Origin of the sequence: Alcaligenes pakistanensis (assembly GCF_014652815.1) — a bacterium.
Taxonomy (GTDB): Bacteria; Pseudomonadota; Gammaproteobacteria; order Burkholderiales; family Burkholderiaceae_B; genus Alcaligenes; species Alcaligenes pakistanensis.
The window spans coordinates 121,109-134,996 of the sequence record NZ_BMZN01000005.1 but is presented as its reverse complement, the minus strand read 5'-3'; the positions used below and the strand labels follow the sequence as shown (position 1 = coordinate 134,996).

Annotated in this window: 13 protein-coding genes; 8 read left to right on the top strand and 5 right to left on the bottom strand. The window is 57.7% G+C overall.

The genetic code is table 11. The features are described 5' to 3' along the window. Positions 1–58 precede the first annotated feature (58 nt). Positions 59–760 carry a GntR family transcriptional regulator gene (locus IE156_RS16050; protein ID WP_189393655.1) on the top strand — a complete coding sequence of 234 codons (702 nt, stop codon included), beginning with the start codon at positions 59–61 and terminating at the stop codon, positions 758–760. Here the strand turns inward: IE156_RS16050 and IE156_RS16045 are convergent. Further along, on the bottom strand, positions 755–1,837 hold the full coding sequence (locus tag IE156_RS16045; protein WP_189393654.1) for a TRAP transporter substrate-binding protein: 1,083 nt from the start codon (positions 1,835–1,837) through the stop codon (positions 755–757). The two genes, IE156_RS16050 and IE156_RS16045, sit on opposite strands and share 6 nt — an antisense overlap. A gap of 72 nt (positions 1,838–1,909) precedes the next feature. Then, complete coding sequence (locus IE156_RS16040; RefSeq protein WP_189393653.1) at positions 1,910–2,749, bottom strand: class II aldolase/adducin family protein; 840 nt, start codon at positions 2,747–2,749, stop codon at positions 1,910–1,912. Positions 2,750–2,918: 169 nt separating this feature from the next. Here IE156_RS16040 and IE156_RS16035 point away from each other — a divergent pair, with 169 nt between their 5' ends. From IE156_RS16035 to IE156_RS16005, 7 genes are all read left to right on the top strand, one after another. Continuing rightward, positions 2,919–3,824 carry a LysR substrate-binding domain-containing protein gene (locus IE156_RS16035; RefSeq protein WP_189393652.1) on the top strand — a complete coding sequence of 302 codons (906 nt, stop codon included), beginning with the start codon at positions 2,919–2,921 and terminating at the stop codon, positions 3,822–3,824. Between the two features lie 121 nt (positions 3,825–3,945). After that, positions 3,946–4,962 (top strand): ketol-acid reductoisomerase, encoded by a 1,017-nt coding sequence (ilvC, locus tag IE156_RS16030; protein WP_189393651.1) that lies wholly within the window; start codon positions 3,946–3,948, stop codon positions 4,960–4,962. A 34-nt stretch (positions 4,963–4,996) separates the two neighbouring features. Further along, the gene (locus IE156_RS16025; protein WP_189393650.1) at positions 4,997–6,502 is read left to right on the top strand and encodes a Rieske 2Fe-2S domain-containing protein; all 1,506 of its coding nucleotides are present in this window, start codon (positions 4,997–4,999) and stop codon (positions 6,500–6,502) included. 51 nt (positions 6,503–6,553) lie between these two features. Further along, the gene (locus IE156_RS16020; protein ID WP_189393649.1) at positions 6,554–7,564 is read left to right on the top strand and encodes a PDR/VanB family oxidoreductase; all 1,011 of its coding nucleotides are present in this window, start codon (positions 6,554–6,556) and stop codon (positions 7,562–7,564) included. A 161-nt stretch (positions 7,565–7,725) separates the two neighbouring features. Next, a complete protein-coding gene (locus IE156_RS16015; RefSeq protein ID WP_189393648.1) occupies positions 7,726–8,325 on the top strand; it encodes a TRAP transporter small permease subunit in 600 nt (199 codons plus the stop codon). Then, entirely contained in the window at positions 8,322–10,094 is a 1,773-nt protein-coding gene (locus IE156_RS16010; protein WP_189393647.1) for a TRAP transporter large permease, read from the top strand. Before IE156_RS16015 ends, IE156_RS16010 begins: the two co-directional genes overlap by 4 nt. A gap of 71 nt (positions 10,095–10,165) precedes the next feature. Next, the gene (locus IE156_RS16005; protein WP_189393646.1) at positions 10,166–10,840 is read left to right on the top strand and encodes a GntR family transcriptional regulator; all 675 of its coding nucleotides are present in this window, start codon (positions 10,166–10,168) and stop codon (positions 10,838–10,840) included. Between the two features lie 81 nt (positions 10,841–10,921). Here the strand turns inward: IE156_RS16005 and IE156_RS16000 are convergent, their stop codons facing one another. From IE156_RS16000 to IE156_RS15990, 3 genes are read right to left on the bottom strand one after another with little or no spacing between them, the layout of a single operon-like run. After that, positions 10,922–12,355, bottom strand: a complete 1,434-nt coding sequence (locus tag IE156_RS16000; RefSeq protein WP_189393645.1) for an NAD(P)/FAD-dependent oxidoreductase — start codon at positions 12,353–12,355, stop codon at positions 10,922–10,924. After that, entirely contained in the window at positions 12,348–12,638 is a 291-nt protein-coding gene (locus IE156_RS15995) for a (2Fe-2S)-binding protein (RefSeq protein ID WP_189393644.1), read from the bottom strand. The genes IE156_RS16000 and IE156_RS15995 overlap by 8 nt, the downstream gene beginning before the upstream one ends. Continuing rightward, a complete protein-coding gene (locus IE156_RS15990; RefSeq protein ID WP_189393643.1) occupies positions 12,631–13,860 on the bottom strand; it encodes an NAD(P)/FAD-dependent oxidoreductase in 1,230 nt (409 codons plus the stop codon). The genes IE156_RS15995 and IE156_RS15990 overlap by 8 nt, the downstream gene beginning before the upstream one ends. Positions 13,861–13,888 lie beyond the last annotated feature (28 nt).

Genomic DNA, 13,888 nt, shown 5'->3' with positions numbered 1-13,888 from the left:
GGTCAGCGCAGCGGGGTCTGTACGATACAATCATCCATTCTTTTCTGATCGGTTTCGTATGGCGACTTCGACTAGTAAATCCACCCAGGCAAGCAAAGCAGAAACGCTGGTGGACACCATTTATCGGGACACCCGCAAGCGTTTGAACGCGGGCGACTGGCACCCCGGAGACCGCCTGCTGGATTACGAGCTGGCCGAGCGCTTTGGCTGCACCCGCATGCCCGTGCGGCAGGCCCTGCTGCGACTGGTTAACGAAGGATTACTGAACAGCACCACACGGGGATTTCAGGTCCCCGTGCTGACCGACGCCATGGTGCGCGATATCTTCGAGCTGCGCCGCATTCTGGAACCCGCTGCCGCCGCTCTGGCTGTCAACATCGCGGACCGCGATCAGTTAAATGCAGGCCTTAGTAAAGCGATAGATCTGGCCAAAGTGGCCATGGTGCACAAAGACGCGGCGTTAATGTTCAGTGCCAACGCCAGCTTTCGCCAGGCTTGGCTGCAATGCGTACACAACGAGCGCCTGCTGGACGCCATCGCCATGTCCGCCGACCACGCCAACCAAGTGCGCTTTGCCAATACAACCGACACCAACAGCTATCACATCACCGTGGAGGCGCTGGAGAAGCTGGGCAAGGCCCTGACCAGTGGCGATCCAGAGCGTGCACGGAGTGAAATGGTGGATTTTCTGAAGTTGGCGGAGGCTTCGTATTTCTTGCGTAGACAGCAAATCGATACCGCCCCCGCCCTGGGATCATAAAGACACGGTCTGCATGTATTGGTCAAAGCGGGCTTCGGCGAAGCGGAACCAAAGCAGCTCATCTTTTTGGAAAGCGCGGTAGTCGGCATAAATAGTGCGCCACTGCGGATTGCTTTCGTTCAGTTCCGCATACAGCTCCTGACTGGCCTTAAACGAGGCATCCAACACTTCCTTGGAAAAAGGCAGGACTTTGGCGCCCTGACCCACCAGCTCTTTCAAGGCGCCGGGATTGCGCGCATCGTATTTAGCCTGCATGTCCACGTGTGCATACGTGCTGGCAGCCGCGACGATATCTTTGTAATGCTGTGACAAGCCGTCATACGCTTTTTTGTTGACCAATAAATCTAGACCCACTGACCCTTCCCACCAGCCGGGGTAATAGTAGTAGGGCGCTACTTTATGAAAGCCCAAACGCAAATCGTCATACGGCCCCACCCATTCCGCCGCATCAATCACGCCTTTTTCCAGCGCTTGATACACCTCGCCCCCCGCGATGTTCTGGGGAATACCGCCCAGTTTTTCAATCACTTTCCCGGGCAGGCCGCCAATACGAATCTTCAAGCCGCGCACGTCCTCGGGCGTATTGATCTGCTTGCGAAACCAGCCCCCCATCTGCACACCGCTGTTCCCACAGGGGAAATTAACGATGTTGTAGTTGGCATAAAAATCTCGGGTCAGCTTTAAGCCATTGCCGTGGTACATCCACGCCGTCAACTGGCGAGAGTTCATCCCAAAAGGGATGGCACAGCTCAAGGCAAAGGCTTCATTTTTGCCAAAGAAATAATAGGGTGCGGTATGCGCCGCTTCTACCGAGTTTTGCTCCAGGGCATCCACCACGCCCATAGCCGGCATCAGCTCACCACCGGCATGCACAGAGATATTGAACTTGCCGTCGCTCAGCTCACGCACCTTCTGCGCAAAGACCTCCCCACCGCCATAAATGGTATCCAGATGCTTGGGAAAGCTGGATGCCAGACGCCAGCGCAGGTTCTCTTGCGCCTTGACCACAGCCGGGGCCATACCACTGGCCACAATGCCGGCCAGGCCGGTCAGTTTTAGTAGTGCTCGTCGTTCCACGTTATGTCTCCTCGTTCTGATTATGGGTATAGGCAGCCTGCCCCCAACGGATCAGGCTGCGAGTGGGACGTATCAATCAAACATATCGGGCTGGGTGCGCAGCAAGTTTTCCCAGATGGGCTGAAAGTGCAGCCAGCCAATGTATTCACTGCCCACGTGTTCACGGCTATAACGAGCGCGCTCAGGGGTGACCAGTGTGGGCGTAAGGCCGGTGGCCGCCACCATCAATTGCTGCTGGCAACAGCGCTCCAGGGCAATAAACCAAAAGGCCGCCGCCTCGATACTGTGACGGCTGGCAGTGAGCAGACCATGATTCTGGTGAATCGCCGCTTTCACGCCGGCAAAGGCATTAGCTACCTTATGACCCGCTTTGGTTTCTACTGCCACCTGACCTGCCTCTTCGCGAATGACAACATGGTCTTCAAAAAAGGCGGCAGCATCTTGGGTAATAGGCAGGATTTCCTGCCCCAAGGCGGCAAAAGCCGTGCCGTAAACCGTATGCGCATGGCACATAGCCACAATGTCAGGGTGTTCCTCATGCACGGCGGCATGGAGCACAAAACCAGCACGGTTAATGGCGTAATCTCCTTCGATGACCTTACCCTCGTGGTCCGCCAAAATCAGGTTGGAGACCTTCACATCGGCAAAATGGACGGCCATCGGGTTGGTCCAGTACAGACCAGAATGCTCGGGGTCACGCACGGTCAGGTGACCCGCAAAACCATAGTCCAGACCATGCAAGGCAAAGGCGCGGCAGGCCGCCACCAGGCGTTGCTTCAAATGCGTGCGAGCTTCTTCAAAAGAATCAAACTCAGGCTCGTCAGGGTAGATCAGGCCCTGTTGCTCGGGCTGATAAATCGATTTTCGGCCCGTCATGGCCAGTATTTCATTGATGTTGGGTTTTGCGTTCATGGGAAGCACTCCTTCGGGTTCGGCAAGATATTGCGTTGCCCGCACGCCAGCCCATCCAGCGCAGCGTACGGGTAAAACGTAAATTCATGGTAGGGGTCGAAAACCATGAATGACAAACGAAGGTTTTTCAGCTATTGATTAAAAATATTCATCTAATTGGATTTCCCCCATGCGGTCCATCCCTAATTTCGCCTGGTTACGCGCCTTTGAATCCGCCGCACGGCTAGAGAGTTTCAGTATGGCCGCGGACGAACTGCACCTGACACCCTCGGCAATCAGCCACCAAGTCAAAAGTCTGGAAACCCATTTGGGCCGCAGCCTGTTCGTGCGGCACAACCGACGTGTCAGCCTGAATAGCCACGGGCAGGAGTTCTATCGAGAACTGGCACCGCTGCTGGACCAGCTAGCCCGACTGTGCGAAGAAACCCAAGGCCAGGCTAGTGCCACCCCAGCACTCACAGTGCATTGCGCACCCAGCTTGGCCGTAAAGTGGCTGGGGCCGCGCTTGCACGCCTTCATGCGCGAACATCCGGGTCTTGCCATTCACCTGCGCACCGACGCCACCCCGCCTGACTTGCATCAAGCCACCGACATAGACTGCGTCATCAGCTACGCCCATGCCCCGCGTCATGATCCCCGGCTGGTCGTGGAATCCCTGCATCCGGAACCTCTGCTGCCTTTATGCTCGCCCAAACTCTATGCCACGCTGGCCCTGCACCAGCCCTGGTATCTGCATCTGCCACTGATCGACTCCACCATCAGCCCCGTCAGCTGGGCCGATTGGTTTGGCAGCAATGGTATGGCGCCGCCTCCTGGGCCGCGTCTGTCTTTTGACCGAGGCGCGATGGCCGTGGCGGCAGCGGTCGACCAACTGGGTGTGACCTTGGAAACAGTGCGATTTGCGGAGCGCGAACTGGCCAGCCGTGAGCTGCTGATCCTGCCCGCGCCCAACGAGCGCACTCTGCAACGCGAGATGCATTTTTTCTACTATCGCAACCAGCGCGACACCTTGAAACGCATCGAACATCTACGCGACTGGCTGCTGCGCGAAGCCAGCTTGACCCCACTGCGCTAAGCCGCTCCATCCAGCCCTAGGGATTTCCCCCGCTCTCCGGATTTTTGCTTGACACCTCGAATAACACCCCACAATACTGAACTCTGTATACAGAACACAGAACTCACCAAAAGGAGACAGTATGAAGGTGTTTTATGACAAGGACGGCGACCTGGGCCTGGTGCAACAACGCCGGGTTGCCATCATTGGCTACGGCTCTCAAGGCCATGCTCACGCACTGAATCTGCGTGATTCGGGCGTGCAGGTAGTTGTGGGCCTGCGCCCCAACAGCGCATCACGTCAAAAGGCTGCCATCGCCCGTCTGACCGTCGCTGACATCCCGACTGCTGTCCAGCAAGCCGACATTGTGATGTTGCTCCTACCCGACGAGGATATTGCCCGCGTTTACGAGCAGGATGTCGCTCCCCATATCCGGTCTGGAGCCACCTTGGGTTTTGCCCATGGCTTCAACATCCACTACGGCCAAGTGCAGCCCCGCGAGGACCTGGATGTAATCATGGTCGCCCCCAAAGCTCCCGGCCATACCGTACGTTCCACCTACGTGGAAGGCGGTGGTGTGCCGCACCTGATTGCCATTCATGCCGACCGCTCCGGTCAGGCCCGTGACCTGGCCATGTCCTACGCCATTGCCAACGGAGGCGGCCGCTCCGGTGTCATTGAAACCGACTTCCGCGAAGAAACTGAAACCGATCTGTTTGGCGAGCAAGCCGTTCTGTGCGGCGGCATGGTGGACTTGGTCAAGTGCGGCTTTGAGACTCTGGTCGAGGCAGGTTATGCCGAAGAGATGGCCTACTTTGAATGCCTGCACGAACTCAAGCTGATCGTGGATTTGCTCTACGAAGGCGGCATCGCCAACCTGAACTACAGCATTTCCAACAATGCCGAGTTTGGTGAATACCAGGCTGGCCCGCGCATCGTGACAGAGGCCACCCGCCAGGCCATGAAAGCACTGCTGCAGGATATTCAGGACGGCACCTATGCCAAGAACTTCATTCTGGAAAGCCGGGCAGGGCAGCCCAGCCTGAACGCCCATCGCCGCCTGAACCAGCGCCACCGTCTTGAAATTGTTGGCGAGCAACTGCGCGCCATGATGCCCTGGATCAACGCCCAAGCCCTGGTTGATCGCAACGTTGCCTGACCCTTCCACCATTGATCTGCACACGAGGACCGACATGATTGAGAAAAAACTGATTCCCTTTGGCGGCTACTACACCAACCGCACCCCTGACCACGACCCTGAGCTGACCGAAGTAGGGGCAGGCACACCGATGGGCGAATACATGCGTCGCTTCTGGCATCCCGTCTGCATGGCTGCCGAACTGACCGATACCCCCCGTTTTCTGAAAATCCTGGGTGAAGAGCTGGTGGCTTTTCGCGACAAAAGTGGCCAGATCGGCTTGCTGCACGCCCATTGTGCGCACCGCGGCGCCTCGCTGGAATACGGTGCCATTCAAGAGAAGGGCATTATGTGCTGCTATCACGGCATGGTGTTCGATGTGGACGGTACCTGTCTGCACGTGCCGTACCCCAAAGGTGAAGAGGCCGAGGGCGAAAAATACGCGTGCTCCATTCGCCAGGGCGCTTACAAAGCCTTCGAGCGCCACGGCCTGATCTTCGCCTATATGGGCCCTCCCGATGCCGAACCGCCTTTCCCCGAGTGGGAGGAAAACTTCACCGTTCTGCCCGGTGACGAGCTGGTGGCCTTTAGCAACTTTCAGCACTGCAACTGGCTGCAAGTCCAAGATAACTCGGCGGACAACTTCCACCCTACGGCACTACATGCAGCCAAAAACGTGGTGGGCGGCAATTACCAAGGGACGACATTTGACGAAGTCGGTGCGGCCTCCATGGAAGTGGCCCCGGACATGCAGTTCATCCCCGTCCACAACGGTCGCAGTTTGGCCTGCGCAGGTGCCCGCCGTTCCAGCAAAGACAATCTGTTCATCCGGGTCCAGCACCAGATTCTGCCGAACCTGAGCTTGCACGCCTATACCTCGGAAGATGGCTCACAACAGAAATTCTTCAGCCGCTTTCATATTGTGCGCTGGACTGTTCCAGTCGACGACCTGAACAGCAAGATGATTGGCTGGCGTGTCATGGGCCCAGGCATTGATACCCGTGGTGTGGGCAATAAAGACATGGTGGGTTACGAGACCATCGACTTCCTGGAAGGGCAGGTTGCCATGCGCCGCCCCGAACGCTTTGGGGACTACAAGCTGGAAGACTTCCCCCCTATCCCGGGCGATCACCGTGCCCGTCACAACTATAAGGAATGCCAGCAGGCGCCCGGCGACTACGAGGCCATCATCAGCCAACGCCCCATTGCCGTCCATGCCTTGGAAAACCCGACCAAGTTCGACGCAGGCTTGTATATGTTCCGCAAGATGCTGCGCGATGCTTTGCGTGGCACCAACCCGGCCGCCACGCCTGAAGGCTTCGCCCAATGGCTGCGGGACTGCGGGGGCGCACCAAACAGTTATTGCTCGGGCAATGTGCTGGAAATCCCCGAATCCGAGGATCTGGCTCAGGAAGTGGCACGTCGCCGTCATGCCACACGCGAAATCGTACGCATTCTGACTTCCGCCGACGGCCTGAAAGGGGCTGAGCGCGAAGCTTTCGTCAAACAAAGCATGCAAGAACTGCAACAGTCGCTAAACAGCGTCGCTGCCGAATCCTGATCGCCAGTCGCACCCGTCTGCTTGCGGACGGGTACCCTCACGGAGAGCGCCATGAACGCTATTGCAGAACCCGCTACCCCCGTCCAGGCGGTCACCACTCAGGACGGGCTACTATCCCTGCGAATCAGGCAAATTCGCTACGAAGCACAGGGCATCAACTCCTATGAGCTGAGTTGCCCACACGGTGGCGAGCTCCCCGCCTTTGAGGCGGGAGCCCACATAGACGTACACATCCAGCCTGGGCTGATACGTCAGTATTCGCTGTGCAACCCACCGCATGAGCGTCACCGCTACGTGATCGCCGTCCTGCGCGACGCCAACGGCCGGGGCGGCTCGCGTGCCTTGCACGATGCGCTTCACGTGCAGCAAATCATCACCATCAGCCCCCCCCGCAACCATTTTCAGCTGGACCCCAAAGCCCGGCGCTCCATCTTGCTGGCTGGAGGAATTGGGATCACCCCCATCAAGGCCATGGCCCACTTTCTGGAATCCCAGGGTCAGCCTTTTGAACTGCACTACTGCACCCGCAACACAGACACTGCCGCATTTGGTACAGATATGGCCGCCTGGCAAGCACAAGGCCAGCTGCATCTCCATCTGGACAATGGCAACCCCGAACAGGGCCTGAATCTGAAAGATTTGCTGGCCCAGGCTCCCGAGGGCACCCATGTGTATTACTGCGGTCCTGCCGGTTTCATGCTGGCCTGTTCCCAGGCCAGCGCACACTGGCCCACCGGCTCGGTGCATTGCGAACACTTCAAAGCACCCGAACCGGCTGCCGATACCCACAGCTTGCCTGCGGGGGCCTTTATCGCCCAGATCGCCAGTACCGGCCAACGTATTGATGTGGCTCCTGAGCAGACCTTAAGCGATGCATTGAACCAGGCCGGGGTGCCCATTGCCACCTCCTGCGTCTCAGGGCTGTGCGGCACGTGCCGCGTCAATTACCTGCAAGGCGAGGTGGATCATCAGGATTACATCCTTAGTCCCGACGAGCAGGCCCATTGCCTGACGGCCTGCGTGTCCCGAGCCCGCTCGGGAGTTCTGGTCCTGGACCTCTAAGCCATCCTGCCAGTCCTGGTCCCGCCAGGACACTGCACACTGACGCAGCACATTTGTTGACCAAGGAGCAACACGCTATCTGTCAGCGGCCCATGCGCCGCCATTCACGCATTACTCCCTTGCAGCACGACAAGGATCACAACAATATTCGCGGAGACAAAATGACAGCATTAAAAACCATGGTGGGGGGCATAGACCACCTGAACCGAGGTATCGGTTTCATCATCAAATGGCTATTGCTGGCCACCACCCTGTTAAGCGCCAGCAATGCCATCACCCGTAAGGCCTTTGATCTGAGTTCCAACGGCATGCTGGAAGCCCAGTGGTATCTGTACGCAGCCGTTTTCCTGTTGGGTGGCGGCTACTGCTTCTTAAGTAATAGCCACGTACGTATCGACTTCATTTCCACCCGTCTGGGGGCGCGCGGCCGCAATCTGGTCGATGTCGTGGGCATCCTTCTGGTGCTGGTCCCTTTCTGTGTATTCGTTATCCACCTCAGCTGGGGCTTTTTCACCGCCGCCTGGCATTCTGGCGAGATGTCGGGCAATGCAGGCGGGTTAGTGCGTTGGCCCGCTTATCTACTGATCCCGGCCGGCTTTAGCTTGCTGCTGCTGCAAGCCCTGGCCGAACTGGCTAAACGAGTTCTGTTCCTGATCGGCAAGGGCGTAGACAGCATTGCCGAAGAAGGCTCGCAGGACACCCCCATAGCAGTACCGACTGAGGCCCTCTCCGCCACCACCACCAGCGGGGTGCCGCGATGATCGCCACTTTTATTACGGACTACTTCGTCCCCATCATGTTCCTGAGCCTGATTGTGCTCTTGCTGACCGGCTTTCCCGTGGCCTTCGGTCTGGCAGCCACCGGTCTGGTGTTCGGCGTACTGGGGATCGCCTTGGAGCTGTTTCCCACCAATCTGTTCCAGGTTTTGCCGCTGCGCATCTTTGGCATTATGCAAAACGAAACCATGCTGGCCATTCCCTTTTTCACCTTGATGGGCATCATCCTGGAACGCTCAGGCATGGCCGAGGACCTACTTGAAACCATGGGCCAGTTATTTGGCGCTGTCCGTGGTGGCCTGGCCGTCTCAGTCGTACTAGTCGGCGCTTTGTTGGCCGCCTCTACAGGGGTGACCTCTGCAGTCGTGATTTCCATGGGCCTGATTTCTTTGCCCGTCATGTTGCGCTATGGCTACAAGCGGGAAATCGCCAGTGGTGTCATCACGGCATCGGGCGCATTGGTTCAGGCCCTGCCTCCTTCTTTGGTACTGATTGTGATGGCTGACCAATTAGGACGCTCGGTCGGCGATATGTACGCGGCAGCCTTGGGTCCTGGTCTCTTGCTGCTGGTCATCTACATTGTTTTCATCGTTGTTCTGGCCTTGCTACGCCCATCCTGGATGCCCGCTCTGCCCGAACAGGCGCGCAGCCAAACCACGGCCACCGGTGCCAGCGGACGACGTTCACTGGGAATGCTGGTACTGGTCTGTACCTTCATCGGTTTTACCTGGGCTGGCCTGCATAACGAAGTCATGGCACAGGTTTTCTCCAAACCGGCACACGCACCCAGCGATCAAATCGCCATTACCGCCCTTATCGTGGCCTCCCTGAGTGCTCTGCTGTTTGCCTCAGTCAACCGCGTCACGGGCTGGGGATTGCTGTCCCATCTGGCCGAGCGCTTTGTTTTTGCCCTGATACCACCTGTTATTTTGATTTTCCTGGTCTTGGGCACTATTTTTCTCGGCATTGCCACCCCAACCGAGGGCGGAGCGATGGGCGCCATTGGTGCACTGGTGTTAGCCTTGGCACGCAAGCGTCTGACTTGGTCTTTGCTCAATCAAGCTCTGGAAAACACCGCCAAGCTGGCCATCTTCGTGATGTTCATCTTGATCGGCTCCACCGTCTTTAGCTTTACCTTCAGTGCAGCGGACGGCCACCTGTGGGTAGAACATCTGTTTGACGCCATTCCCGGCGGCGAACTGGGTTTTGTCATTGCGGTCAGTGCCATCATTTTTGTACTGGGCATGTTTCTGGACTTCTTCGAGATTGCCTTCATTGTGGTGCCCTTGCTAACACCCGTTGCCAACAGTCTGGGCATAGACCTGATCTGGTTCGGCATTGTGATTGCCTTGGTGCTACAGACCTCCTTTTTGACCCCCCCGTTCGGTTTTGCCTTGCTGTATTTACGCAGCGTGGCACCTCGATCCGACTATATTGATCCAGTTAGCCAGCAAACTATTCCGAGGGTTCGTACTCAGCAGATCTGGAAGGGCTCGGCCTACTTCGTCGTACTACAATTGCTGGTGGTCGGTATCGTCATTGCTTACCCACAACTGGTCACAGGGGGTTTACACAAGACCGTCAGCCTGAGCGAAGAAGAAATCCTGCTCCAGCTGAACCGTCCAGCACCTGATTTGGATTCCCTGGATGCAAGGCGGGCAGACGATCCGCTAAGCAATCCCTTTGAGGCACAAGCGAGCTCGGATCACGACCCCATGGCGGTGTTATTACAATCCATGCGATCCAGCCCTTGATGTAAAACCCATCGCCGCGGCGATGCCGCGGCACCAACCTGTTTTTAGTTTGTATCGGAGTTCCAGACCTCATGCATGCCAAGCTTTCCGGTAAGTTGCAGGCCCGTCCCCACTATGTTGACGAGGTCTATCGCATCCTGCTCGATGCCATCAGCGACGGTTCACTGGCCCCCGGTTCACGGATTACGCAGGAAGACATCGCTGAACAGCTCAAGGTGTCACGCTCACCCGTACTACAAGCCATTCAACTGCTAAAGAAAGATGGTTTGCTGCAGGATGCCGAAGGCCGCGGTGTCATGGTGGCCCCATTGAATCTGCACCATATCGGTCATCTTTACCAAGTACGGGGTGCCTTGGAGGCTCTTGCGACCAAGCTGGCAGCCCAGCAAAGTGCCATCCTGGACCCGGACCTGATCCGCCTGGGCCGTAAAGTGGCACGCGGACATGATGTACGCGCCATGATCGAAGCCGATGAAGCCTTTCACAAAGCAATTTACGAGGCCTCCGGCAATCCTATGATTGCCGAAAGCGCCCAAGTACACTGGGTTCACCTGCGACGTGTGATGGGCGCAGTACTGCAATCGGCCGAACAGCGCATGTCCATCTGGGACGAACACGAAGAACTGGCCGCTGCCATCGCCTCCGGCGACGAGGCAGGCGCGATCGCTATCTGCGAACGGCACATGAATAATGCCAGCGACAAACTGTTGAGCCGCTTACAGGAAATCCTGGAACAGCCAAGCTAAGTAAAGAAAGACTTAACGACAAACCGCCCCTTTTCAGGGGCGGTTTGTCGTCGGTAGAGCCAAGAAGCGACTACTTCCGTCTCATTCCATATTTGCCAAAGCCATCACCGGCACTGGTTTGACTGGCGCCTGGGCTTTATAAATCCCCACTTGCTCCATGCCACAGCCCAAACGACTGGCCAGCATTTGCGCCACCGTATGCTGGCAGTAACGCCCCTGGCACATGCCCATGCCAGTACGGCAAGCCAGTTTGATGCTGTTGATATCTGTCACGTAGGGGTGTGCATCCAGAAATTGAGTCACTTCCTGCGCGGTCACTTCTTCGCAACGACACACCACGGTATCCGGGGTGATACGTTGGGTCAGTGCGTCCAGCTTAGGAGCAGACAGCGTGATGACGGTATCCGTAAACCGGCGGTTGCGCTTCAAGCGTGCCATCAAGCCCAACAAGGTGTGCTCGATAGGCTCGTACGCCTGTTCAGTCAGCTCAAGCACGCACTGCCAAGCGGCCAGTTCTCCTTGCAAATGCGCATTGAAGGCGCCCGCAATACCCGTCTGCTCACCAGCCACCAGCACACCGGGTTGAGAGCTGCGCAGCCTATCGTCGTGCTCTACCAACCAACCCCCGGCTGCACTGTCCCAATACACGCCACACCCTGCCTGCCGCGCCAACTCTGTGCTGGCCAATAAGCCATAACCCACCACCACCGTATCCACGTCTACACGGCGCTGTGTATCGCCAATGGCCTGCCAATTGTGGTCCAGCTGGCACAGTATGGCCGCCTGTACTGACTCTTTTCCCTCTACACGCGCAATCCCTGTACCGAAGCGTAAAGGCACACCGTGACGGCGTAGTTTCCACAGGATGGCAATCAATTGTTTAACGAGTCTGGACTGCCCCGGCAGTGCCCGCGTAGCCCGCAGCATCTCTCGCATCTTAGGCAAGCTGCGGGAGATCGCCACTTCGGCAATCTGTGCGCCCGCATCCAACAATAGTTCAGCCACCAAAAGCAGCAAGGGATGACCGCCGACCAGCAAGAAACGCTGTCCCGGCATCAGGCTTTGGCTTTTGATCATGGTTTGTACTCCACCGGCCGTAAGCACCCCCGGCAAGGTCCAACCGGGAAAGGCCACGGGCAAGTCGTACGCACCCGCAGCAATCAACACCCGGCGTACTTTCAATACACTTGCCCCATTGGGTCCCGCAATCCCGACCTGGCGCAGATGTTCATCCTGCTGGTCATCAAAAATCCCCCAGACCAAGGTGCTGAAGTGCCATTGCACTGCTGTAGAGCCACGTGCCCATTCAAACAAGCTGTGCGAAAAGGGGTAGGTGTGCATCGAATCAGGATCAGCCGCCGCGAACTCCCCGGGGGCCTGGCGGAAAACCTGCCCACCAAAGCGTGCTTGCTCATCCACCACCGCCACCGTCAAACCCTGTGCGCTGGCGATACGGGCGGCAGACAGTCCTGCCGGGCCTGCCCCGACAATCAACAAATCTAATACTTCATACATCGTCAGCCACCTCGATCTGCATGCCGGTACGCACCGGCGTCATGCAACTGCGCAGTCCCTGCATACCATCAATGGTCACGATGCAGTCAAAGCACACACCCATATTGCACACCGGACGCCGCGGCGCACCACTGGCGGTACGGCGAAAGGCACCGACTCCGGCTGCCAGCAGGACGGTTGCCACGGTTTCACCCAAATAACAGGATGTCTCACGACCATTGATAGTCACCACGGCAGGCTCGAAGCGCTGGCGTTTTTGCAACAAGCGTTGTGCGTCAGGCAAAGGTCAAACTCCTAAAGCGATCGGGATCATAAGCAGAAATATCCAGACTAGGCGGCTGACCCAACATACGCTCCACCAACAGGTGGGCGTAGGTCAAACCCAGGGTAAAAGCGGCACCCCCCGTCGCGATAAACAAACCGGGCCGGTGCGGCACTTGGCCCAGCAAGGGCAGTTGGTCCGCAACCAGCGCTGTCACTCCTGTCCAGGCACGCAAGACAGGAAGCGTTGCTAAGTGGGGAACCACGCTACAGGCGGTCTGCACGCTGCGCTGCAGGGAATCCAAGCAAATACTGGGTTTACGCTCCAGATCCGCAATGCCGTGACGGTGGTGCAGCTTGGAAGGCCACCCCCCGCCAATCAGCACGGTGCCTTCAGCGGTTTGTTTCAAAGACAGTCGCCGCCCCACATGCTGGAACAAATAATCCATAAAGGGAGCCGTGCGCGCTGTGGCCGTCATGGTCAATGCAATGGGGGTAACAGGTAGTTGAGCGCCGGTCATCTGGGCGATACGACCGGACCAGACGCCAGCAGCGATCAGCACTTGGGTGCTACGGCATTGGGCACCACCAGCCACTTCGGCCTGCCAATCTGAACCCACACGCCTCAGGTCCACCACACGGCATTGGCTGACAATGCGTGCGCCCAAGGCACGGGCAGCGGCAGCCAGCGCAAGGCTGGCGCGGCGCGGGTCGGCTTTGCCTTCGTCAGCACAAAACGCCCCCATCAACACGGAGTCCGACAAATAGGGCGCTTTGGCTTGTAAAGCGTGCCGATCCAATAATTGAACCTGCAAACCAGCCTGGTTTTCCAAACGGCTTTTTTGTTCCAGAACCTGAGCTTGCTGTGCTGTTTCAGCCAGCATGAAACCGCCTTTCTGTCGTACTCCCACGGACACGCCCAATTGATCCTCCAGAGCGCGCCAACGGGCAATCGCATCTACATGCAAAGGCATGGCTTGCAGAGCGCGGGCACTGGCCTGCAGCCCCGCTTCGATCATGCGGTATTCCATCTGGAAATGCAGGCTGCCCGCATTCTGGCTAGACGCTTGAAGGCTTAGCTCCCCTTGCTCGATCAAGGTCACGGGCACGCCCGCCAGGCTCAGGTAATACGCAGCGGCACAGCCCAGCAGCCCACCGCCAATGATCAGAACATCGGTCCGGGCGGGCAGGGTGCCGGGGGAACAGGCGGAAATAGGGGAAAGAGGATCTGGGTTGGGGCTCATAGTGTAGGAATGCGGTACACCCTTCACC

Bases quoted from the DNA above. Each gene is read 5' to 3' on its own strand.
- IE156_RS16040 (WP_189393653.1), bottom strand. From the start codon at position 2,749: ATGAACGCAAAACCCAACATCAATGAAATACTGGCCATGACGGGCCGA.
- IE156_RS16035 (WP_189393652.1), top strand. From the start codon at position 2,919: ATGCGGTCCATCCCTAATTTCGCCTGGTTACGCGCCTTTGAATCCGCC.
- IE156_RS16015 (WP_189393648.1), top strand. From the start codon at position 7,726: ATGACAGCATTAAAAACCATGGTGGGGGGCATAGACCACCTGAACCGA.
- ilvC (WP_189393651.1), top strand. From the start codon at position 3,946: ATGAAGGTGTTTTATGACAAGGACGGCGACCTGGGCCTGGTGCAACAA.
- IE156_RS16000 (WP_189393645.1), bottom strand. From the start codon at position 12,355: ATGTATGAAGTATTAGATTTGTTGATTGTCGGGGCAGGCCCGGCAGGA.
- IE156_RS16005 (WP_189393646.1), top strand. From the start codon at position 10,166: ATGCATGCCAAGCTTTCCGGTAAGTTGCAGGCCCGTCCCCACTATGTT.
- IE156_RS16020 (WP_189393649.1), top strand. From the start codon at position 6,554: ATGAACGCTATTGCAGAACCCGCTACCCCCGTCCAGGCGGTCACCACT.
- IE156_RS16010 (WP_189393647.1), top strand. From the start codon at position 8,322: ATGATCGCCACTTTTATTACGGACTACTTCGTCCCCATCATGTTCCTG.
- IE156_RS16050 (WP_189393655.1), top strand. From the start codon at position 59: ATGGCGACTTCGACTAGTAAATCCACCCAGGCAAGCAAAGCAGAAACG.
- IE156_RS15990 (WP_189393643.1), bottom strand. From the start codon at position 13,860: ATGAGCCCCAACCCAGATCCTCTTTCCCCTATTTCCGCCTGTTCCCCC.
- IE156_RS16025 (WP_189393650.1), top strand. From the start codon at position 4,997: ATGATTGAGAAAAAACTGATTCCCTTTGGCGGCTACTACACCAACCGC.